The 21,848-nt window shown below is 39.9% G+C and carries 20 protein-coding genes; 12 read left to right on the forward strand and 8 right to left on the reverse strand.

What is annotated here, in order from left to right; translation table 11 throughout:
* Positions 1-359: 359 nt before the first annotated feature.
* The 6 genes from P3J6_RS13740 to P3J6_RS13765 all read left to right on the forward strand — a co-directional run bounded on the left by P3J6_RS13740 (position 360) and on the right by P3J6_RS13765 (position 7,616).
* Complete coding sequence (locus P3J6_RS13740) at positions 360-1,616, forward strand: efflux RND transporter periplasmic adaptor subunit (RefSeq protein WP_198523324.1); 1,257 nt, start codon at positions 360-362, stop codon at positions 1,614-1,616.
* A 35-nt stretch (positions 1,617-1,651) separates the two neighbouring features.
* Complete coding sequence (locus P3J6_RS13745; RefSeq protein WP_013465175.1) at positions 1,652-2,362, forward strand: ABC transporter ATP-binding protein; 711 nt, start codon at positions 1,652-1,654, stop codon at positions 2,360-2,362.
* 3 nt (positions 2,363-2,365) lie between these two features.
* A complete protein-coding gene (locus tag P3J6_RS13750; RefSeq protein ID WP_198523325.1) occupies positions 2,366-3,679 on the forward strand; it encodes an ABC transporter permease in 1,314 nt (437 codons plus the stop codon).
* A gap of 10 nt (positions 3,680-3,689) precedes the next feature.
* Positions 3,690-4,898, forward strand: coding sequence for an ABC transporter permease (locus P3J6_RS13755; RefSeq protein WP_138607367.1), 1,209 nt, complete (start codon positions 3,690-3,692; stop codon positions 4,896-4,898).
* A gap of 85 nt (positions 4,899-4,983) precedes the next feature.
* Positions 4,984-6,312 (forward strand): sigma-54-dependent transcriptional regulator, encoded by a 1,329-nt coding sequence (locus tag P3J6_RS13760; RefSeq protein ID WP_178956222.1) that lies wholly within the window; start codon positions 4,984-4,986, stop codon positions 6,310-6,312.
* Positions 6,312-7,616: a sensor histidine kinase gene (locus P3J6_RS13765; RefSeq protein WP_178956223.1), complete on the forward strand. Its 1,305-nt coding sequence runs from the start codon at positions 6,312-6,314 to the stop codon at positions 7,614-7,616. Before P3J6_RS13760 ends, P3J6_RS13765 begins: the two co-directional genes overlap by 1 nt.
* A gap of 199 nt (positions 7,617-7,815) precedes the next feature.
* On the opposite strand, the gene P3J6_RS13770 is transcribed toward P3J6_RS13765, so the two are convergent.
* Positions 7,816-8,154 (reverse strand): Grx4 family monothiol glutaredoxin, encoded by a 339-nt coding sequence (locus P3J6_RS13770; RefSeq protein ID WP_008113155.1) that lies wholly within the window; start codon positions 8,152-8,154, stop codon positions 7,816-7,818.
* 264 nt (positions 8,155-8,418) lie between these two features.
* On the opposite strand from P3J6_RS13770, the gene P3J6_RS13775 reads away from it, so the two are divergent.
* The 5 genes from P3J6_RS13775 to P3J6_RS18965 all read left to right on the forward strand — a co-directional run bounded on the left by P3J6_RS13775 (position 8,419) and on the right by P3J6_RS18965 (position 14,334).
* Positions 8,419-9,000: a superoxide dismutase gene (locus P3J6_RS13775; protein WP_010388603.1), complete on the forward strand. Its 582-nt coding sequence runs from the start codon at positions 8,419-8,421 to the stop codon at positions 8,998-9,000.
* A gap of 208 nt (positions 9,001-9,208) precedes the next feature.
* Positions 9,209-11,131, forward strand: a complete 1,923-nt coding sequence (locus P3J6_RS13780; protein ID WP_010388602.1) for a PrkA family serine protein kinase — start codon at positions 9,209-9,211, stop codon at positions 11,129-11,131.
* A gap of 31 nt (positions 11,132-11,162) precedes the next feature.
* Positions 11,163-12,446, forward strand: a complete 1,284-nt coding sequence (locus tag P3J6_RS13785) for a YeaH/YhbH family protein (protein ID WP_198523326.1) — start codon at positions 11,163-11,165, stop codon at positions 12,444-12,446.
* Positions 12,447-12,464: 18 nt separating this feature from the next.
* A complete protein-coding gene (locus P3J6_RS13790; RefSeq protein WP_138607375.1) occupies positions 12,465-13,979 on the forward strand; it encodes a SpoVR family protein in 1,515 nt (504 codons plus the stop codon).
* Between the two features lie 202 nt (positions 13,980-14,181).
* Positions 14,182-14,334: a hypothetical protein gene (locus P3J6_RS18965; RefSeq protein ID WP_442960225.1), complete on the forward strand. Its 153-nt coding sequence runs from the start codon at positions 14,182-14,184 to the stop codon at positions 14,332-14,334.
* Positions 14,335-14,345: 11 nt separating this feature from the next.
* Here the strand turns inward: P3J6_RS18965 and P3J6_RS13795 are convergent, their stop codons facing one another.
* Both P3J6_RS13795 and P3J6_RS13800 read right to left on the reverse strand, forming a co-directional pair.
* Entirely contained in the window at positions 14,346-15,317 is a 972-nt protein-coding gene (locus tag P3J6_RS13795; RefSeq protein WP_198523327.1) for a sensor domain-containing diguanylate cyclase, read from the reverse strand.
* A gap of 6 nt (positions 15,318-15,323) precedes the next feature.
* Entirely contained in the window at positions 15,324-16,328 is a 1,005-nt protein-coding gene (locus tag P3J6_RS13800; RefSeq protein ID WP_178956226.1) for a response regulator, read from the reverse strand.
* Positions 16,329-16,548: 220 nt separating this feature from the next.
* Here P3J6_RS13800 and tpx point away from each other — a divergent pair, with 220 nt between their 5' ends.
* Positions 16,549-17,130: a thiol peroxidase gene (tpx, locus tag P3J6_RS13805; RefSeq protein ID WP_138607379.1), complete on the forward strand. Its 582-nt coding sequence runs from the start codon at positions 16,549-16,551 to the stop codon at positions 17,128-17,130.
* 73 nt (positions 17,131-17,203) lie between these two features.
* Here tpx and adk read toward each other — a convergent pair whose 3' ends face one another.
* The 5 genes from adk to P3J6_RS13830 form a co-directional block, all read right to left on the reverse strand.
* Positions 17,204-17,848 carry an adenylate kinase gene (gene adk, locus P3J6_RS13810; RefSeq protein WP_008468042.1) on the reverse strand — a complete coding sequence of 215 codons (645 nt, stop codon included), beginning with the start codon at positions 17,846-17,848 and terminating at the stop codon, positions 17,204-17,206.
* Positions 17,849-18,001: 153 nt separating this feature from the next.
* The gene (htpG, locus tag P3J6_RS13815; RefSeq protein WP_054201119.1) at positions 18,002-19,915 is read right to left on the reverse strand and encodes a molecular chaperone HtpG; all 1,914 of its coding nucleotides are present in this window, start codon (positions 19,913-19,915) and stop codon (positions 18,002-18,004) included.
* Positions 19,916-20,035: 120 nt separating this feature from the next.
* Positions 20,036-20,749: an RluA family pseudouridine synthase gene (locus tag P3J6_RS13820; RefSeq protein WP_198523328.1), complete on the reverse strand. Its 714-nt coding sequence runs from the start codon at positions 20,747-20,749 to the stop codon at positions 20,036-20,038.
* Between the two features lie 105 nt (positions 20,750-20,854).
* Entirely contained in the window at positions 20,855-21,463 is a 609-nt protein-coding gene (gene recR / locus P3J6_RS13825; RefSeq protein WP_010388591.1) for a recombination mediator RecR, read from the reverse strand.
* A gap of 6 nt (positions 21,464-21,469) precedes the next feature.
* Positions 21,470-21,796, reverse strand: a complete 327-nt coding sequence (locus P3J6_RS13830; protein WP_010388590.1) for a YbaB/EbfC family nucleoid-associated protein — start codon at positions 21,794-21,796, stop codon at positions 21,470-21,472.
* Positions 21,797-21,848 lie beyond the last annotated feature (52 nt).

Raw genomic sequence — 21,848 nt, forward strand, 5'->3', positions numbered from 1 at the left:
CAGCGGCTTCTATTAGCGCATAGTTTATTCAATAGATTTAAACGCTCCCCTCATGTTATGCATTAATTAACAACTTGCTTTGCTTTACGTTGAGGTAACCTCATCCCAAAGACAAATCAAAAAAGTGCCCGCAGCGGACACTTTTTATGTCCGCGGACATGTAAAACAAAAAGGGTAAAGTTAAAAACCGAATAAATTCAATAAGATAAAAAATGGCATGCTATTCGAATACAGCATAACTATATAAATTTTGAGGATGTTCGAATGTTTACTATTGGCTTATTTTTAATTTCACCAATTATTCTGTTTATTGCCTCGCTAATGATTACTGTGTTTGAAAAACACTAAGAGAATGAATAATGATTAAAGACACTAGCGGGCAAGACACGCAAATCTCACGACCTATAAATTTTAAAAAATACATCAGGCTGTTTATATTTATTGTGGGCCTAGTTGCTCTATGTGTATATGCACTATTAAATGCTGATCAAGAAGGTACTATCTCGGTTGATAGAGTAAGCCTACAAATAGCCACGGTGGTGCGCCAATCGCTAATACGCGATGTTGCAGCCAGCGGTAAAATTGTGGCCGCCAGAGCACCAAAAGTTTACAGCCCTGAACGAGGCTTTGTTTCATTGAAGGTTAATGCTGGTGACTCAGTAAAACTGCATGATGTAATAGCCATGGTTGATAGTCCTGAGCTCACAAACGAATTAAAGCAGCAACAGTCTGTTTTAGCTCGTCTTGAGGGCGAGCTACAACGTAAACACCTTGAGGCACGCCGCCAATCATTAAGCTTAAATAAAGCACTTGATCTAGCACAAGTAGAGTTAAACGCTGCCGATAGAGAAAATCGCAGAGCGGCCTTATCAATGCAAAAAAATGTGATCAGTCAAATTGATCACGAAAAAGCCATTGATGAGCTTGCCCGTGCAAAACTCTCTTATAAACATGCAGAGCAAGAAGTTGAATTGTCCAAAGATACACTTGCTTTTGAACTACAGGCCGCTAAACGAGATGTCACTCGTCAACAACTGATTGTCGATGATCTACTTCGTAAAGTTAATAACTTAACAATTAAAGCCACTGTGTCAGGGATTGTAGGTAACTTACTAGTTCAACAAAGAGAAGCGGTAACACAAAGCCAACCATTAATGACTTTAGTTGATTTGAGCAATTTTGAAGCAGAACTACAAGTCCCTGAAAGTTATGCAAATGAGCTTGGTTTAGGTATGGACGTAGAGATAACAATGGGCGCTAGCAAAGTGATGGGTACCCTTTCTGCCATATCACCAGAAGTCAATAATAGAGAAGTCACAACGCGTGTACGTTTTGAAAAAGACATGACGGGTATCAGACAAAACCAACGATTAACAGCACGTATTTTATTAGAAAATCGTAACGATGTTTTACAAGTTAAGCGTGGGGCATTTTTACAACAAGGTGGTACACAGGTTTATAAAATTACCGGTGATACAGCTCAGCTCATTGATATTTCAATTGGTGCAACCAGCATTAATGCGGTTGAGTTAATTTCAGGGGTTCAAGCTGGCGATGAATTGATTATTTCAAGCTATAACAGTTTCAAACACACACACACATTATTACTTCGCTAACAATCGCGTAGAACCAAACAACAAAAGGAAAAAGCATGTTAAAGATGAATAATATAAGTAAAGTATATCAAACAGAAATGGTTCAAACCCATGCATTACGTGATTTTAATCTACACGTTGATGAAGGCGAATTTATTGCTGTTACAGGCCCTAGCGGGTCAGGAAAAACGACCTTTTTAAATATAGCTGGAATGTTAGAACCCTTCTCTGCAGGTGAATATTTACTTGATGGAATTGATGTAGGTAAGTTAAACGATAACCAGCGCGCAGATTGTCGAAATCAAAAAATAGGCTTTATCTTCCAAGGGTTCAATTTAATACCTGACTTAAACTTATATGAAAATATTGAAGTACCGCTACGTTATAGAGGTATTAAAGCCGCAGAGCGTAAACGTCGCATTGAAAAATGTTTAGAACAAGTTGGTCTTGCCTCTCGGGCAAAACATTTGCCACAGCAACTCTCTGGCGGACAGCAACAACGAGTAGCCATAGCACGCGCGCTTGCTGGCGAGCCACGATTTTTACTTGCCGATGAACCAACCGGTAATCTCGACAGCCTTATGGCTCGTCAAGTAATGGAGCTGCTTGAACAAATCAATCGCGATGGCGCAACCATTGTCATGGTCACCCATGATGCAGAACTTGCTCGGCGTGCCCCTCGAAACATTCAAGTTGTCGACGGTCAACTTGCTGATTTCACCTTGTACCAAGGTGCACAAAACCTTAAAAATGTTGCTGGAGCCTAAGCCATGCTTCTACATTACCTCGATTTAAGTTGGCGCAGCTTCAAGCGCACACCTTTAGTAAGCTTTTTAATGGTACTGGCGATTGCCATTGGTATTGGCATCACTATGACGAGTTTAAGCGTTTATCACATGATGTCGGCAGACCCTATCCCACATAAGAGCAGCCAATTGTTTAATGTACAGCTACAAACCATGGATGAAGGCCATACTTGGTGGACGGGTGACGATATTCCTATGCAACTGACCTATCAAGATGCAGTTAGTTTGCACAATGCTCCAATCCCAGAAAATAAAGTAGCTATGATGCGTACTGGTTTCTCTGTGTATTTAGACTCAGATAAAGTTAAGCCGTTTACTGGTGAAGCACGCATGACCACACCTGACTTTTTTAGCATGTTTGATGTGCCATTTATTTATGGCGGTGTGTGGAGTGATCAACAAGAGCAATCTGCAGCCCCTGTTTTGGTGATTTCAAAAGAGCTGAACGATAAGTTGTTTGCGGGTAAGAACTCCATCGGCAAACTAGTCTATTTGGATGACGATAGCTACCAAATTGTCGGTGTCATTGATGACTGGCCCCTCAACCTTAAATATTACGATTTAAATAACGGCGCTTTTGATAAAATAGCAGACCTATTTTTACCCTTCAGTCTAACTAAAGCAAAAGAGCTCACCAGCTGGGGCAATAGTAATGGCTGGAAACATGAAAATATAAATACCTATGCCGATAGATTGCAATCGGAAATAGTGTGGATCCAATTTTGGGCTCAGCTTGATACACCAGAGCAAAAAACCGCTTACGGTGATTACCTCACATCTTACATTGAAGAGCAAAAAAAGCGTGGCCGCTTCACGCGAGAAAAACCTGAATATAGCCTGCGTGATGTAAACCAATGGATGGAATACAACAATGTCGTTAGTGAAGATAACAAAATACTGGTTAGTTTAAGCTTTATGTTTTTAGCGGTGTGTTTAGCTAATATTTTAGGTCTTTTACTAGCAAAGTTTTTACGCCGTGCTCCAGAAGTCGGCGTGCGTCGAGCACTCGGGGCAAGTAAGCGACAAGTCTTTCTACAGCATTTAGTAGAAGTAGCCATGCTTGGTTTTATCGGCGGGTTGCTCGGTATTGTACTTGCACAAATTGGCCTGCTCGGGGTAAGGCAAAGTTACGAATATTACAAAAACATAGCCACGATGGATTTAGCCATGTTATTAAGTGCCCCAGTTATCGCAATAACTACTTGCATTATTGCTGGGCTTTACCCTGCTTGGCTAGTGTGTAAAACCAACCCTGCCATTTACCTTAAGAGCCAATGAGGAGCTAATCATGTTAGAAATAAAACCAATATTTCATGCCCTTTGCCGCTCAAAGGTAGGCGCAATATTACTTTTAATTCAAATTGCAATTACGACAGCCATTGTCAGCAATGCGGCGTTTATCATTCAAGATAGAATCGCTTTTTTAAACCAAGAAACCGGCTATCCAGAGCAAGACTTGTTTAAGTTCAATGTGATGACCTTTGGGAAAGACGTTGATGCTAGCCAGCAGTTTGAACTAGATGAAGCCATGTTAAGAGCCCTACCAGGGGTTGAGAGTGCAGCGCAAAGTAGCAGTATTCCGTTATCTGGTAGTGGCAGCGCTTCCGGCTTTAATTTAAAACCTGCACCACAAGAAAGCAAAAATGTGCGCACTGCTTACTTTTTTATTGATGAGCACGGCCTAGACACATATGGCGTAAAATTAATTGCTGGGCGTAATTTTACTGAGGCTGAAGTACTCATTACAAATTCACCGACAGATAGAACAACTAATGTCACTGTCGTTACTGAGGCGTTAGCCAATGAGCTTTTCCCTGAGGGCAATGGCCTTGGTAAGACCGTTTATTTTGGTGACTTACCCCTACAAATTATTGGGATCACAGCGCCAATGAAAGGCCCTTGGCTAAAAGATAGTCACCCCAATAATGTCGCGCTTATTCCGTATATTCAAGGCAAAACTTACGCACAATTTGCTGTAAGAACAAAGCCAGGACAACGCGCAGCTGTAATGAAACAAATCGAAAATGCGATGCTAAATAATTATAGCAAGCGGGTGATCAACAATATTAAAGGTCTTGATGAACTTAAAGATCAATATATGGCTGCAGATAAACTTATGATGCGTATGTTAATTGTGCTCATAACCATACTGGTATTGGTAACCGCACTGGGCATTTTTGGTTTGACGCTATTTAATATAAACAAACGTACCAAGCAAATTGGAACCCGTCGTGCTTTAGGCGCTCGTAAATCTGCAATTGTTAATTATTTTTTAGTTGAAAATGCGCTGATTTGCATTGCTGGCTTATTTTTAGGTGCTATTTCAGCACTTTTACTCGGTCAGTTATTAATGCAACATTTTTCAATAGCGGCATTACCATCAAGTTATATTGCTGTCACGGCAGTCATGGTGTTTACAATGAGTCTTTTGGCTGTATTTGGCCCAGCTAAACGCGCGGCAAATATTTCGCCGAGTATCGCAACCCGAACCATATAGCACAGCTCCCAACCTATGCTACACTGGCTAAACGCGGTGTAGCATTTTCAATATTTAAATAATAATAAACAGCGATTAAATTAACATGGAAAAAATACTTATCGTTGATGATAATCCTGCAATTTTAGATGCTTTGTCATTATTGCTAGAGATTCACGACTATAAAGTGGTTACTGCAAATAGCCCATTTGAAGCTATTCAAATTGTGCAATACCAGCGTATTGCACTTGTACTTCAAGATATGAACTTTAGTAACGACACAACTTCAGGAGAAGAGGGAAAGTTACTCTTTTATCAACTTAGAGAGCTAAATCCCCATCTGCCCATTATTCTGATCACTGCATGGACTGAGCTTGAAACAGCCGTTGAACTTGTCAAAGCCGGTGCGGCTGATTATTTACCAAAACCATGGGATGATGCCAAGCTTCTTACCTGTGTTAATAACCTAATTGAACTAGGAAAGACAAAAAAACAAAATCAAACCTTATTGCGCCACCAGCAAGAGCGTGAGGCATCTATAGAAAATGCTAATTTAGTAGGTTTAATTTATCGCAGTACGGCGATGGAGCAATTAGTTAAAATGGCATTACAAGTCGCCAAATCTGATGTCTCTGTATTAATAACAGGCCCAAATGGCAGTGGTAAAGAGCGCATAGCACAAATTATTCAAGCAAACTCACCTCGCCAAAATGCTGCGTTTATTACGGTCAATGCAGGTGCCCTTCCCCATCAACTAATAGAAGCAGAATTATTTGGTGCAGAAGCAGGTGCTTTTACAGGGATCACAAAACAAAGGATTGGTCGATTTGAAGCGGCTGATGGTGGCACATTATTTTTAGATGAAATAGGTAATCTCCCTTTATCAGGACAAATGAAGCTCCTACGGATTTTACAAACGGGAGAATTCGAGCGCTTAGGTTCAACCCAGACCCGAAAAGTTAATGTCCGTGTAATATCAGCGACCAATGAAAACCTAACAGATGCAATCAGCAAAGGGCTGTTTAGAGAAGACTTATACTACCGCTTAAATGTAATTGAACTTAACCTGCCAAGTCTTAATCAGCGACCGGATGACATACTTCCTCTTATTCATCATTTTTTAGTAGAACGTGAGCTGGACTTACAATGCGAAAACCTACTTTTAGCCCATTCATGGCCCGGTAATGTTCGTGAACTTGAAAATGCATGTAAACGTGTCAGTGTGCTCAAACCCAGCGGTGAGATAAGCATCGACGACTTTGGTTTAACTCCTATTACGCCTCAAACACACACTCAAAAAGTAGAGCCTAACAAACAACAAATTGAGGATGCCATGCGCTTACATAAAGGGGTGATTGCCAAAGTAGCACGTGAGTTTGGCCTCAGCCGACAAGCACTCTACCGTCGTCTTGATAAGTTTGAGATTGCCTACTGATGAAAAAATCAAGATACCGCTTCTCTTTAACTTCTAAAGTGATTTTAGTATGTGTATTTTCCTCTGTGATCCCTGTTTTTATCTGTTGTTGGCTGCTGGGTGTTGACGCTATAAAAACAACAGTAAGTGTCATTTTCACAGCCGCGCTAAGTAGCTTATTGGCTCATCGACTCAGCGGTAAACTGGTCCAAGGTATTACTTCATTAGAAACTGGCTTATTAAATTTTAAAGATGGGGAACTATCGACTTTACTGGCCTATAACCATAATGATGAATTAGGTCATTTGTGCCAGCTTTACAACAAAACTGCAAAGCAATTAAGACAAGAAAAACAATGGGTTTACCAACGAGAGTTGATGCTTGATAAGGTATTACAAAACGCCCCTCAAGCTGTATTATTGGTAAATGACAATGATTTTATTGTTTATAGTAACCATAGTGCGAGAGATTTTTTTAATGCAAGTACAGCCCTAGAAGGCGAAAAAATATCACCATTATTGTCTAAAGCCCCACAGCAAATAATTAATGCCGTTAATAAAGGCGTAGATGGTTTATTTATTCTCGATAAAGCAGAACAAGAACCGCAAACATGGCATCTTTCAATGGGTCGCTTATTGCTTAACAACCAACACCACAGGTTGTTTGTATTTAAACAATTGACCCGCGAATTGAGCCGCCAAGAAGTTGAAGTTTGGAAAAAGGTTATTAGGATCATTAGCCATGAACTCAATAACTCACTAGGTCCAATGTCATCCATGTTACATAGTGCACAGCTGTTAACGCAAAAAGTGGATGAACCTCGTTTACAACGCGTTTTCACTACCATTGAAGAGCGAATAAAGCATTTAAACGAGTTCGTTCAAGGCTATGGAAAGTTTGCTAAACTACCACCACCTAAAATAACAACGGTTGATTGGCATTCATTACTCGATCAATTACAAAGCCAATGGCAATTTAATTTCGACCTTCAAAAAGATATCATCACACGAGCCGATCAAACCCAAATAGAACAATTGCTCATTAACCTGTTGAAAAACGCACATGAATCAGAGTCGCTAGCAGAGCATATTAGTTTAAAAATAACACAAGATAACCTCGGCACTCATATTAATGTGAGCGATCAAGGAAAAGGCATGAGTGAAACGGTTATGGCCAGTGCTCTCATCCCTTTTTATTCTACCAAGGCAGCTGGAAGTGGATTAGGGTTGGCACTGTGTCGAGAAATTGTTGAAGCCCATCATGGGCAAATTAGCCTGCATAATCGTGAAATCGGCGGGATCAGTGTTTTTGTAAGTTTACCCTGATAACTGCTTATTTAAGAATGAAAACTTGCTCAATTTAGGGGCGATTCAATCGCGCTCTGAAGTTTGCGGCTTTGTAAGCTACGTAAAAACGAGTAAAGCTGCCTTCTCACTCCTTACTTTTAGCGTATAAGCAACAAGAGTAAATAATTTATAGACATAAAAAAAAGCTGCAAATTGCAGCTTTTTTTTACCTAAACGCTTATTCAGCGTCTGCAGGTTTATGCTTTGCAGCTGTTTCAGTGATCAGTGGTTGTAATTCACCACGTTGAAACATTTCAATGATAATGTCACAGCCACCAATTAACTCACCTTCAACCCAAAGTTGTGGGAAAGTAGGCCAGTTAGCATACGCAGGAAGCTCTGCACGAATGTCTGGATTAAGTAAAATATCTACATAAGCAAACGGTTCACCACACGACATTAACGCTTGTGATGCTTGTGAAGAAAAACCACAATTAGGCAGTTTTGGTGATCCTTTCATGTATAAGATGATTGGGTTTTCAGCAATTTGCTGTTTAATTTTATCGATGGTTTCCATTTACAACCTCAAAATGACGATAGCGAACACATTAGGCCTTGAAAAAGTTTCACTGTGGCCTCAGATATATAGATTAAAATAGGCAATTAAAGCCTCAATCTTAAATAGCTTTAGCAAGAGCATTGCTGTTTGCTAAAACTTGAGTAAAATACTCAACAATTATAGTAACACTATATTCCTGTTTGGTATAGATAAGTGCCCTGTTTGCGCAGGCATTACGTATTACTAAATAGACTATCAACCAAAAGAAGATGGAGATAAAAAATGGCATTTGAACTACCGTCACTACCGTATGCAATTGATGCACTTGAGCCACATATTTCACAAGAAACGCTAGAGTTTCACCATGGTAAACACCACAACACTTATGTGACTAAACTTAACGGTTTAATCCCAGGCACTGAGTTTGAAGGTAAGTCACTTGAAGAAATCGTATGTTCTTCAGAAGGCGGTGTATTTAATAACGCTGCTCAAATCTGGAACCACACTTTCTACTGGAACAGCCTATCTCCAAATGGCGGTGGCGCTCCAACAGGTGCAATTGCTGATGCAATTAACGCCAAATGGGGCTCATTTGACGCATTTAAAGACGCGTTAAATGATAAAGCAGTAAATAACTTTGGTTCAAGCTGGACTTGGTTAGTTAAACTGGCTGATGGTTCACTAGACATCGTTAATACATCTAACGCTGCTACACCACTAACAGATGCAGGTGTTACTCCAATCCTAACAGTGGATTTATGGGAACACGCATACTACATTGATTACCGTAACGTGCGTCCAGATTACCTTAAAGGTTTCTGGTCACTAGTTAACTGGGAATTCGCGAACGCTAACTTCGCATAATTAGTTTAATACTAGTTTTAAAAAGACGCTTAGGCGTCTTTTTTTATGCCTACAATTTGCATTAATTGCGTTTATACGTAGGTTGTTTTATAAAAGCGCATCTTGATCATTTTTCATATAAATTTTTAATTTTATTGCACAAAAAATGAAATTCGTGACTAGACTTTAAATAGTGAATACATCTTCAAAGTAGGTTTCGGAGGTCATTATGACTATTTTTGATCACTACCAAGCACGTTATGAATCAACACAAGAAGAAGAGTACAGTGTTGCTGAATTCCTCGAAATTTGTAAAACCGATAAGTCTGCTTATGCCAGTGCACCTGAAAGGTTACTGATGGCCATTGGCGAGCCTAAAATGGTAGATACTGCTACCGATACTCGCCTAAGTCGCTTATTTTCAAATCGTGTTGTTGCACGTTACCCAGCATTTGCTGACTTTTATGGCATGGAAGACGCTATTGAACAAATTGTGTCTTATCTAAAACATGCAGCACAAGGCTTAGAGGAGTGTAAACAAGTACTTTATTTACTCGGCCCTGTGGGTGGTGGTAAGTCATCAATTGCCGAAAAATTAAAGTATTTAATGCAACAAGTGCCTATCTACTCCATTAAAGGCTCACCAGTTAATGACCATCCGCTGGCATTATTTGACCCCATTGAAGATGCAAACCTGCTCGAAAAAGAATATGGAATTAAGTCACGCTACCTTAAAACAGTGATGTCGCCATGGGCCGCAAAACGCTTACAAGAATTTAATGGTGATATTAGCCAATTTAGAGTGGTTAAACGCTTCCCATCAATTTTAAATCAAGTAGCGATTGCTAAAACAGAGCCCGGCGATGAAAACAACCAAGATATTTCAGCTCTTGTAGGTAAAGTAGATATCCGCCAGCTTGAACACTTTGCGCAAAATGATCCTGATGCGTACGCTTATTCAGGCGCATTATGTTTAGCTAACCAAGGCTTAATGGAGTTTGTGGAAATGTTCAAAGCACCGATAAAAGTGCTACACCCGCTTTTAACAGCCACACAAGAAGGCAACTATAACGGCACAGAAGGCATAAGCGCCCTGCCATTTAACGGTATGATACTCGCCCACTCCAACGAGTCAGAATGGCAAACCTTTAAAAACAATAAAAACAACGAAGCTTTTTTAGACCGTGTTTATATTGTTAAAGTCCCATATTGCTTAAGAGTGACCGAAGAAATTAAAATTTACGATAAGCTGATTGAACACAGTGAGCTTTATAATGCTCCATGTGCGCCAGGAACACTTAAAATTTTAGCTCAATTTACCACTCTCTCGCGCTTAAAAGAGCCAGAAAACTCTAGCATTTACTCTAAAATGCGGGTCTACGATGGTGAAACACTCAAAGATACCGATCCAAAAGCTAAGTCATACCAAGAATATCGTGATTACGCTGGTGTCGATGAGGGCATGAACGGTCTTTCAACTCGTTTTGCGTTTAAAATTTTATCTCGCGTATTCAACTTTGATACCACCGAAGTGGCCGCCAACCCAGTACATTTGTTTTATGTACTTGAGCAACAAATTGAACGAGAACAATTTAGTGCCGAGGTTGAAGAGCGTTATTTAAGCTTTTTAAAAGGCTATTTAATTCCACAATATGTTGAGTTTATAGGTAAAGAGCTGCAAACCGCCTATCTAGAATCGTACTCGGAATACGGACAAAATATTTTTGACCGCTACGTTATTTATGCTGATTTTTGGATTCAAGATCAAGAATATCGCGACCCTGATACAGGGCAATTGTTTGACCGTGATGCGCTTAATGCTGAGCTCGAAAAAATTGAGAAACCGGCAGGTATTTCAAATCCTAAAGATTTCAGAAATGAAATTGTTAACTTTGTACTACGTGCTCGCGCTCACAATAATGGCAAGAATCCGCTATGGACGAGTTATGAGAAACTACGCACTGTTATTGAGAAAAAAATGTTCTCAAACACCGAAGACTTACTCCCTGTCATTTCATTCAATGCTAAAACATCGGCTGAGGATCAGCAAAAGCATGAGGACTTTGTTAACCGTATGGTTGAAAAAGGCTACACGCAAAAACAAGTGCGTTTGCTATCTGAGTGGTATTTACGGGTTAGAAAATCGCAATAACCTTCATAATTGCAGTTTTTAGGAGGTCATTATGGCGCATTTTATCGACAGGCGTTTAAATGGCAAAAACAAAAGTACGGTTAATCGCCAGCGTTTTATTAGGCGTTATAAAAAGCAGATAAAAGAAGCGGTGTCTGATGCGATAAATAAACGCAGCGTCACCGACTCTAGCTCTGGAGAGAGTATATCTATTCCACAGCGTGATATTAGTGAACCTACTTTTCATCAAGGTAGAGGCGGTAATAGAGAGCAAATACATCCAGGGAACGATCAGTTCTCTACTGGTGATAAAATTGAGCGACCTAAAGGTGGACAAGGCGGTGGCGCGGGCGAAGGTGAAGCGAGTGATTCTGGCGAAGGCCAAGATGATTTTGTTTTCTCAATTTCTAAAGATGAATATCTTGATTTGTTATTTGAAGATTTAGAACTCCCTAATTTACAAGAAAACCAGCTCGATAAGCTCGTACAAATGAAAACCCATCGCGCTGGGTTTTGCAGCGACGGTATGCCCAGTAATATTGACGTAGTGCGCTCATTACAAGGCTCTTTAGCTCGTAGAATTGCAATGACCGCAGGAAAAAAGCGCCGCCTTAGTGAACTTGAAGGTCAACTCGCGCTACTGCTTGAACAACCACACTGCGACAAAGCCGCTGTGACATTGTTGCAACAAGAAATCGACATTCTAAAGCAGCAAATTAAATCGGTACCCTTTATTGATAACTACGATTTGCGTTTTCGTAACTACAATAAACAACCACACCCAACCAGCAAAGCAGTAATGTTTTGTATAATGGATGTATCCGGTTCAATGGATCAAGCCACCAAAGACATGGCAAAACGCTTTTATATTTTGCTTTATCAGTTTTTAACTCGCAGCTATAAAGACATTGAGGTTGTGTATATTCGTCATCATACTCAAGCTAAAGAAGTTGATGAACAAGAGTTTTTTTACTCCCAAGAAACGGGCGGTACTATCGTTTCAAGTGCGCTTAAGCTAATGAATGAAATAATAGCAGAGCGCTATAATGCTGATGAATGGAATATATACGCAGCACAAGCCTCTGATGGTGATAACTGGGCAGATGATACCCCGCAATGTGGGCATATTTTACGTAACAATCTGTTACATGCAGTACGATACTTTGCCTATATAGAAATTACTACCCGCGCCCACCAAAGTCTATGGCGCGAGTACCAAAGCATTAGCCAAACTCACAGTAATTTTGCCATCCAACATATTCAAGGTGTTGAAGACATTTACCCTATATTTAGGGAGCTATTTAAAAAAGGCCGTCAACAGCAAGGGGCTGCATAGCCAAAGCGAGGTAACAATATGAATAACGAGCGAATCAGTGATGGGCCCGATTGGACCTTTGAGTTACTTCAGCAATATCAAGATGAAATTGCACGTGTTGCTGAGCATTATAAACTAGACACATACCCTAACCAAATTGAAGTGATCACTGCTGAGCAAATGATGGATGCTTACTCCAGTGTAGGCATGCCTATTGGCTATACTCACTGGTCTTACGGTAAAAAGTTTATCCAAACAGAACAAAATTATAAACGAGGTCAAATGGGCCTTGCATATGAAATTGTGATTAACTCCAATCCATGTATAGCTTATTTAATGGAAGAAAATACTCTGCCGATGCAGGCATTGGTTATGGCACATGCGTGTTACGGGCATAACTCTTTTTTTAAGGGGAATTATTTATTTAAAACATGGACTGATGCCGGTTCTATAATTGACTATTTATTGTTTGCTAAAAATTATATTAGCCGCTGTGAAGAGAAATACGGTATTTCTGAAGTAGAAAGCATACTCGACTCTTGCCATGCGTTAATGAGTTATGGTGTTGACAGGTATAAACGTCCGCAGCGTATTTCGTTATTTGAAGAACAAAAACGCCAGCAAGAACGGGCTGAGTACTTACAATCACAAGTTAATGAACTATGGCGTACCATTCCCTCTCAGCAGCAAGAATCGAAAAAGCCTGAGCGCCACTTTCCGCAAGAGCCGCAGGAAAACATTCTGTATTTTATTGAAAAAAATGCTCCTTTACTTGAGCCATGGCAACGAGAAATCGTGCGTATTGTGAGAAAAATATCGCAGTACTTTTATCCGCAAAAACAAACACAGGTTATGAATGAAGGTTGGGCCACTTTTTGGCACTACACTATTTTGAACCACTTATATGATGAGGGAAAACTAACCGACTCATTTATGTTAGAGTTTTTACAAAGCCATACAAATGTTGTGTATCAACCCCCTTATAATAGCGATTATTACTCAGGTATTAACCCCTATGCGCTAGGTTTTAATATGATGGTAGATATACGCCGAATTTGTGAAAACCCGACAGAAGAAGATAAACGCTGGTTTCCTGAACATGCTGGTAGTGACTGGCTTGAAACTCTTCACTTTGCAATGCAAAACTTTAAAGATGAAAGTTTTATTAGCCAATTTTTATCACCTAAACTAATTAGAGACTTTAAATTGTTCACTATCGTCGACCACACCAGCAACCCACATTTAGAAATAGGCGCTATTCATGACGATAATGGCTACAAAGCGGTTAGAGAGGCACTTTCTGCACAATATAACCTTAGTAATCATGAACCTAACATACAAGTTTACGATGTAGACTTACGTGGCGATCGCTCATTAACCCTGCGATATATCCCTCACAACGCCATTCCACTGGCCAACTCCCATGAGGAGGTATTAAAACACCTTTACAGACTATGGGGCTTTAGGGTAAAACTTGAACAGGAGTCAAATTCTGGTGATATTTCAACCATTGGTCAATGCCCAATGGATGATTCACGCCATACAACAGAGTAAATATATGCAGAGCGAACCGATTGTGAGTTTTATGCAGGTTATACTGTCTATATTTTTCCAATATTAAGAGATTTAGGCTTGGTTTTTTCTGAGGAACACCTCGTTAATGCATTTGAGAAACGACCACAATCGCAGCAGGCTCTTATAACTGATAACAACTTACGCGATAATCTTCATATTAAAGCGGGGATTACCCGAGGAGGTGATCTCAAGCTTAGCGGCTAAGCTTAATGCTGATTTAGTGACTATAGGCTCTGTAAGAAATATCGGGATTGAAGCAAAGATAATTTGGAGTAGCGCAGAAAAAACAATGCGTTTGTTCAACGTTGATTTAGTTATTTTAACTCCCAATTAAAAAAATGATGCCTACGCATCATTTTTTATATCAGCATATACCGATACTTTATTTCGACCGGTTTCTTTTGAATGATAAAGTGCTTTATCGGCAGCTTCAATCCAACGCTCATGATCTTTAAATGCGTTGTCAAAACAGGCAATACCTACACTTATTGCCATATGCACCGTATGCTTATTGTATTTCGCCGGTGAGGTTTCAATTAATTGACGCAAGCGTTCAGCAAATACAATCGCCCCCTGTTTATCGGTATCTAATAAAGTAACAACAAACTCTTCACCGCCGTATCGCCCAGCAATATCAGTTTCACGTAATGCAGTTTTAAGTAAACTTGCTATGTGACGAAGAGCTTCATCTCCAGCACTGTGTCCAAAGTCATCATTTACCTTTTTAAAGTGGTCGATATCAAAAATTAATAACGAGCAACAACCTTCACTACGCTTAGTGCGTAAAAATTCTTGATGTAGTAAATGCTCCCAATGTCCTCGGTTTGCAAGCTGGGTAAGGCTGTCAGTTTGGCTTACTTGCTCTAATTTTTTGTTTAACTCTTCAAGCTCTTTTTTGTTAACTGCAATATCTGTTACATCGTAGATAATAATACAAATATGCTCAACTTCGCCTCGTACATTCGTAAGTGGAATAAACGTGGCGTTTTGATACATATAATCAGCTTTACCTGTTATCGGCCGATAATTTTTAAAACGAAAAATATACGGCTGCTGTTCCCAGATAGTAAATGAGCGATTTTTTAATACAAACACTGACTCAGCTTTACTTCTAAACCATTTTTCATCTATGGCTGGGAATAGATCAAACAAGTCTTTATCTTTTACTGCACTAGGTAATAACCCAGAATGGTTTTCCATAAAACCATTCCAAACGCACACCTTGTAGTCTCTATCAAGCACCACAAGGCCTACATCAACAGTATTGAACATGTCCATTAACCAATGGATTTCATTTAAATCTAAATCAGCTGGCATAAATATTTAATCTTCCAGTAGATAAGCAACTTTATATTTCAAAGTTTTAAGTGAATCTTCAGTAAAGAGCAACATTAAATCACAACTAATATCATGATTTTCAATACCGTAACTAATTTCTATGGCAAGTGTTCGTTGCCAACGCGACTTATTAGACTGAACAAGTTCAGAAACATCACGATGCTGGCCCAATACAATGGGGTGGCCTTGACTAAAGGTCATATCGAGCTGTTTGGACAAGCCTGTTAATATAGCGCCAATTAAGATGTTACTCACATCCATTAGCAACTCTAACTCCACCTTGTCGTTTAATTCACCTTCGTAATTCATTAGTGAGGCTATTTCTTTAAAACTAGAATCATTTAAAAGTAATAACGCCTCACCAGATACCCCGCCGCCTATAAAGCCTTGGCAAATACCTGATGTAGTGTCATTGGTATCAACAGAGCTTAAGGCCATGTTAAGCTCACTGACTTCTAAAACATTAACATTAGGAATGGGTAACTTAACAAATACATTAAGCAGTCTTGCGAGTAGATCCCCAGCTTGGCCCATAGCGACATTAGTCAACTCTTGATATATATCACGAACATCAGGGTCAACTTGTTCACCTAAAGAATGAGATAAGCGTTCACGCAGTGCTCTATCTCGTATACCATGGTGCTCTATAATGGCAGCGAGCTTTTCGGGGGAACATGGTTTTTGAATAAAATCGATGGCGCCAAGCTCAAGTACACGCTGATGTGCGCTAGGTTGAATATCGCCCGATACCACCACAGTAAGTACGTCTAGCCCCTGATCTTTCATTGCTGCCAGTACGCCATAACCGTCCATCTCTGGCATATTTAAATCAAGAAAAAGAATTTCAGGTTGGGCTTTGGTTATTTGTTTTATGCAGTCTACACCGTCACATGCAAATTCAATTTTAATATCCCAATCATCGGGCAAGGAGCGAGCTAACTGGCGTCGTGCTAATTTTGAATCATCACATATTAAAACCGATGTTGACATACAATCTCACTATTTTAAAACGGGGTGCAATTTTAAGCGTTTAGAACAAGCCACAGGTACATAAAAAAACAATACCTATTTCCTATACGTATATAGTAATCAATGTATCGCCTATTTACAATTTTAGGCAAAAATAAAGCTATGGATTATTCTGCTTGGTAACTTATCTACATTATAATACACTCACAATTATTACGTTAATTTAAAAGGAAAAAATTCCATGCGTCGTACATTAGCTTTTGCATTAAGCCTATTTTGCTGTGCAAGTTTTGCCGCAGATTTACCCGAAAACAAACTCGATGCAGGAAGAGTAACCGCACAAGGTAAGCCAGTGACCTTATTAGGGAAAGGCCTTACTGTCGGTGAAGATGCCCCTAATTTTAAAGTAGTTGATGAGCGTTTCACTGCAGTTACATTAGAAAATTATAAAGGCCAAGCTGTATTAATTAGTGTTGTACCGAGCTTAGATACCGGTATTTGTAGCTTACAAACTAAGCACTTTAATGAAAAAGTCGCCCAACAATTTCCAGGCGTGGCCATGCTCACCATTAGTGCCGATTTACCGTTTGCGCAAAAACGTTTTTGCAAGGCCGAAAATATCGATAAAGTGACGACGCTTTCTGATTCTGTATGGCGTGATTTTGGCCAAAAGTATGGCTTAATAATTAAAGATATGGGCTTACTTACCCGCGCGGTATTTATTTTAGATAAAAGCCATAAAGTTATTTATAAGCAATTAGTTAGTAGTTTATCAACTGAGCCTGAATACGATAGCGTTATTGAAAAGCTTAAAACGCTTTAAGGGTCGAATTTCAAATAATAAAAAACCGCTATAAAGCGGTTTTTTTAATTATGCTTTTAGTTTTAGCTACAAGTTAACCTAAAAGCTCAGCTAGTTGCTTGCTTACTGCTTCAACCGCTTGTGTACCGTCTAGTTTATGGTACTGCGTGTTACCCGCTTTCGCTTCTGCTTGGTAGTAGTCAACCAATGGCATTGTTTGCTCATGGTAAATGCCTAAGCGCTTACGAACTGTCTCTTCGGTATCATCTGCACGAATAATAAGTTCTTCACCTGTTTCGTTGTCTTTACCTTCCTCTTTTGGTGGATTGTAAACAACATGGTAAACGCGACCAGAACCTGGATGAACACGACGTCCGCCCATACGCTCAACAATAACTTCATCAGCAACATCAAATTCAATAACGTGATCAACCACTACGCCATTTTCTTTCATAGCATCTGCTTGTGGAATTGTACGTGGGAAACCATCGAGTAAGAAGCCTTTCTCACAATCTGGTTTTGCAATACGCTCTTTAACAAGGCCAATAATAATATCGTCTGAAATAAGCTGACCTGCGTCCATTACTTTTTTTGCTTCTAGGCCAAGTGGTGTGCCCTCTTTAATTGCAGCTCGTAGCATATCACCGGTAGAAATTTGTGGAATACCGTATCTATCCATTAAAAACTGAGCTTGAGTACCTTTACCTGCACCCGGTGCGCCCAAAAGAATAATGCGCATATCATTGTCCCCTAATATGAGAGTTTATTTTAAAGTCTGAATTCTTCCATAAGCGCTGCAGATACTCAAGTAACTTATACTAATTGTCTATACAGCAGCGCATAAAAAAGGGAACAAACGTTCCCTTTTGACTCAATCATTGATTTTTAATACTTATTTGCTTAAATCAAGCATAAGTTTATTTAAGCGAGTTACAAATCCAGTCGGATCTTTAAGCGTACCGCGCTCTGCAAGTAAGGCTTGGTCTAGTAGTACATGTGACCACTGTGCAAACTTATCTTCGTCTTGCTCATCATTTAAGTGCTTAACCAGTTGGTGCTCTGGGTTTAATTCAAACACAGGCTTAGCCTCTGGAACAGCTTGACCTACTGACTCCATTAGCTTTTGCATTTGCGAGCTCATGTCGTTGTCATCGCTCACTACACACGCTGGTGAGTCAGTTAAGCGGTGAGTGAAGCGTACATCTTTAACATCATCACCTAATGCAGTTTTAATGCGCTCAACTAAACCTGCAACTTCTTTTTCAGACTCTTCTTGTGCTTTTTTAGTTTCTTCGTCATCTAATTTACCTAAGTCTAAATCACCACGGGTAATTGACTGAAATTGCTTTTCGCCAAATTCCGTTAAATGGCTCATCATCCACTCATCTACACGATCGCTTAGCAATAATACTTCAATGCCTTTTTTACGGAAGATTTCTAAGTGTGGTGAATTTTTAGCAGCAATAAATGAGTCAGCAACCACATAGTAAATTTTATCTTGGCTGTCCTTCATGCGCTCAATGTATTGCTCAAGTGAAACATCTTGAGTTTCTGAGTCGGTGTGCGTTGATGAAAAGCGAAGTAATTTAGCAATGCTTTCTTTGTTGGCCGCATCTTCAGCTGGGCCTTCTTTCATTACCTGACCAAATTCATTCCAAAATGTTTGGTAATCATCGGCTTTGTTTTTAGCCATACGCTCAAGCATTTTAATAATACGCGACGTACACCCCTTGCGAATAGCCTGGGTTACTTTGTTGTCTTGTAAAATTTCACGCGATACGTTTAGTGGTAAATCGTTTGAGTCTAATAAGCCTTTAACAAAACGTAAGTAGCTTGGCATAAACTGTTCAGCGTCATCCATAATAAACACGCGTTGAACATAAAGTTTTAAACCACTTTGGCGCTCACGGTTCCATAAATCAAAGGGTGCTTTTTTAGGAATGTATAACAAACTGGTGTATTCAGTTTTACCTTCAACTTTATTGTGTCCCCAGCTGAGCGGATCTTCCCAGTCGTGGCTTACATGCTTATAAAACTCTTTGTATTCGTCCTCAGAGATTTCTGATTTGTCACGTGTCCACAATGCTGTTGCACGGTTAATGCTTTCCCATTCACCAGGAACAGCTGGAATTTTCTCACCATCTTCACCTTCAGACTCAGGTACTTCTGCCTTGTACATTTGTACTGGAGTAGAAATATGATCAGAGTATTTAGTTACGATACTGCGAAGACGCCACTCATCTGCATATTCATTTTCTTCTTCACGAAGATGTAAAATAATGTCTGTACCACGGCCTTCTTTTTCGATTTCTTGTAGCGTGTACTCGCCTTCACCTTTTGACTGCCATTCAACCGCTGTAGTCTCTCCTGCTTTACGAGTACGAACAGTCACTTCATCAGCAACAATAAATGCTGAGTAAAAACCAACACCAAATTGACCAATAAGCTGTGAGTCTTTACTTTGATCACCCGTTAAGTTTTTGAAAAATTCAGCCGTACCCGACTTAGCAATTGTGCCTAATGAGCTGATCACTTCATCACGCGTCATACCAATACCATTATCAGAAATGGTTACTGTGTTAGCGTCTTTATCTGCGCTTATACGTACGCGTAAATCTGCATCACCTTGATAAAGGTCACCGTTTGAAAGGGCTAAAAAGCGTAGTTTATCGGCTGCGTCAGATGCATTTGATACAAGCTCGCGTAAAAAGATTTCTTTATTTGAATAAAGCGAGTGAATCATTAAGTTTAATAGTTGTTTTACTTCTGTTTGAAAGCCTAATGTTTCTTTTTGTGCTGCAGTCATTTATGTATCTCCAATTTGCAAAGTGTCTGCGTTATGCACTTAATATGGGGTGAGCCGTGAGAAGTTCAAGTAAAAAAAATAAAAAACCCCATTCAAAGACACTTTAAAGGGCTTAATCAACTAAAAAGGCGTTGTGGCATGCCCGTGCATTGGCTTATCAGTGCATGGATGAACAAAAAATAAATCGCTGGCATGCAATAATAATCGTTGAGCACCCAGCTCACTGCAATCATTTTTATATAAATCACAGCCGAGTATGGGGTGGCCAAACGTTAGGCTATGTATCCTAAGTTGATGAGTGCGTCCAGTTATAGGAGTAAAATCGACCAAAGTTTTTTGCTCTTTGTTAAAGCATTTAACCACTTTAAATTGAGTGCGCGAGGGTTTGCCGCTCTGGTGACAAATTTTCACTTTCGGAAATAACATTTTATCTTTTGCTATAGGCGCAGTAATTTCTCCCTGAGGCTCAGAAACCAATCCAAAGAGCATTGCGCGATATTGCTTTTTAACACTTCGGGATTGGAATTGCTGATTCAGTGCTTTAGCTGCTTGCTCGTTAAGTGCCACCACCATCACTCCGGAGGTACCTAAATCTAAACGGTGGGGTAATATCGCAGTAGGAAACGCTGCGGTAACGCCTTGTTGGCCATTAACAAGCCTATAGTGAACCGAATCCCAGTTAAGAGGGTTTTTACCCGACAAGCTCAACAAGCCGCTAGGTTTATTGATCAATAAAATATCATCATCTTGATAAATAATTTTTATGTGTTCATGGCAAACAGGTGCGATAAAGTCATCAACAATCACATGAGCACTTTGAGTTATTGCAGCCATATCATCCTTAAACTTTTGTTTATATTGCAATTAAAGCCAACAAAAAAGCCTACAGCATGCATGTAGGCTTTTAAAGTAAGTTCAAATAGTTAAGCTTAAAATAAACTATTCATGGCTGACTAAGCGCCTGCCACTAAATGCATGCATTAAGGTTGTGCCATCGACTAAATCAAGCTCGCCACCCACAGGAATACCATGAGCTATTCGCGATGCACCCACTTTGTATTTATGACAAAGCTGGGCAATATAATGAGCCGTTGTTTCACCTTCAACCGTAGGGTTAGTGGCTAATATAACTTCATTAATACCGCCATGGGCAAGCTTTTGCTCAAGCACGTCTAGCCCAATTTCTTTAGGGCCTATGCCATCAATTGGTGACAAATGTCCCATTAATACAAAATAGAGTCCTTTGTATTGGCCTGTTTGTTCAATCGCTAACACATCTGTAGGCGACTCAACCACACATAAAATGCCGCTGTCTTGGCGCTTAGTGCTTAAGCAAATATCACATTGTGCTTGCTCGGTAAACGTGCGGCACGACTGACAATGCCCTACAGCCGTCATCGCTTTTGTTAGCGCATTCCCAAGCTGAGTGCCACCTTTGCGGTCGCGCTCTAATAAATGAAATGCAATACGCTGAGCAGATTTCGGGCCAATACCTGGCTGACAACGAAGTGCTTCTATTAGCGATGTTAAACTATCTGAAAGTTGCATAGTTACTTAGAACGGCATTTTCATACCAGGTGGTAATTGCATACCGCCTGTTACTTTGCCCATGCGCTCTTGAGTTTCTTCAGCAACACGGCGAACAGCATCATTACACGCTGCTGCAAGTAAATCTTCAATCATGTCTTTGTCATCTTCCATTAAGCTTTCATCAAGCTCAACACGACGAACATTGTGGTTACCAAGCATGGTTACTTTCACTAAACCTGCACCGGCTTCACCAACCACTTCCATCGTTGCGATTTCTTCTTGGGCTTTTTGCATGCGCTCTTGCATTTGCTGCGCTTGCTTCATCATGTTACCCATTCCACCTTTAAACATAATCGTCTCTCTTTCTTTTAATACATTAACTGGAGTATAAATAAGGGCACTG

Origin of the sequence: Pseudoalteromonas sp. 3J6 (genome assembly GCF_903995135.1) — a bacterium.
Classification (GTDB): Bacteria; Pseudomonadota; Gammaproteobacteria; order Enterobacterales; family Alteromonadaceae; genus Pseudoalteromonas.

What these genes read in the sequence shown, in the direction of transcription:
- P3J6_RS13750 (WP_198523325.1), top strand. Translation starts at nt 2,366, where the DNA reads ATGCTTCTACATTACCTCGATTTAAGTTGGCGCAGCTTCAAGCGCACA.
- P3J6_RS13775 (WP_010388603.1), top strand. Translation starts at nt 8,419, where the DNA reads ATGGCATTTGAACTACCGTCACTACCGTATGCAATTGATGCACTTGAG.
- P3J6_RS13830 (WP_010388590.1), bottom strand. Translation starts at nt 21,796, where the DNA reads ATGTTTAAAGGTGGAATGGGTAACATGATGAAGCAAGCGCAGCAAATG.
- P3J6_RS13770 (WP_008113155.1), bottom strand. Translation starts at nt 8,154, where the DNA reads ATGGAAACCATCGATAAAATTAAACAGCAAATTGCTGAAAACCCAATC.
- P3J6_RS13755 (WP_138607367.1), top strand. Translation starts at nt 3,690, where the DNA reads ATGTTAGAAATAAAACCAATATTTCATGCCCTTTGCCGCTCAAAGGTA.
- recR (WP_010388591.1), bottom strand. Translation starts at nt 21,463, where the DNA reads ATGCAACTTTCAGATAGTTTAACATCGCTAATAGAAGCACTTCGTTGT.
- P3J6_RS13785 (WP_198523326.1), top strand. Translation starts at nt 11,163, where the DNA reads ATGGCGCATTTTATCGACAGGCGTTTAAATGGCAAAAACAAAAGTACG.
- P3J6_RS13760 (WP_178956222.1), top strand. Translation starts at nt 4,984, where the DNA reads ATGGAAAAAATACTTATCGTTGATGATAATCCTGCAATTTTAGATGCT.
- P3J6_RS13790 (WP_138607375.1), top strand. Translation starts at nt 12,465, where the DNA reads ATGAATAACGAGCGAATCAGTGATGGGCCCGATTGGACCTTTGAGTTA.
- tpx (WP_138607379.1), top strand. Translation starts at nt 16,549, where the DNA reads ATGCGTCGTACATTAGCTTTTGCATTAAGCCTATTTTGCTGTGCAAGT.
- htpG (WP_054201119.1), bottom strand. Translation starts at nt 19,915, where the DNA reads ATGACTGCAGCACAAAAAGAAACATTAGGCTTTCAAACAGAAGTAAAA.
- P3J6_RS13795 (WP_198523327.1), bottom strand. Translation starts at nt 15,317, where the DNA reads ATGCCAGCTGATTTAGATTTAAATGAAATCCATTGGTTAATGGACATG.
- P3J6_RS13800 (WP_178956226.1), bottom strand. Translation starts at nt 16,328, where the DNA reads ATGTCAACATCGGTTTTAATATGTGATGATTCAAAATTAGCACGACGC.
- P3J6_RS13745 (WP_013465175.1), top strand. Translation starts at nt 1,652, where the DNA reads ATGTTAAAGATGAATAATATAAGTAAAGTATATCAAACAGAAATGGTT.
- P3J6_RS13765 (WP_178956223.1), top strand. Translation starts at nt 6,312, where the DNA reads ATGAAAAAATCAAGATACCGCTTCTCTTTAACTTCTAAAGTGATTTTA.
- P3J6_RS13740 (WP_198523324.1), top strand. Translation starts at nt 360, where the DNA reads ATGATTAAAGACACTAGCGGGCAAGACACGCAAATCTCACGACCTATA.
- adk (WP_008468042.1), bottom strand. Translation starts at nt 17,848, where the DNA reads ATGCGCATTATTCTTTTGGGCGCACCGGGTGCAGGTAAAGGTACTCAA.
- P3J6_RS13780 (WP_010388602.1), top strand. Translation starts at nt 9,209, where the DNA reads ATGACTATTTTTGATCACTACCAAGCACGTTATGAATCAACACAAGAA.
- P3J6_RS13820 (WP_198523328.1), bottom strand. Translation starts at nt 20,749, where the DNA reads ATGGCTGCAATAACTCAAAGTGCTCATGTGATTGTTGATGACTTTATC.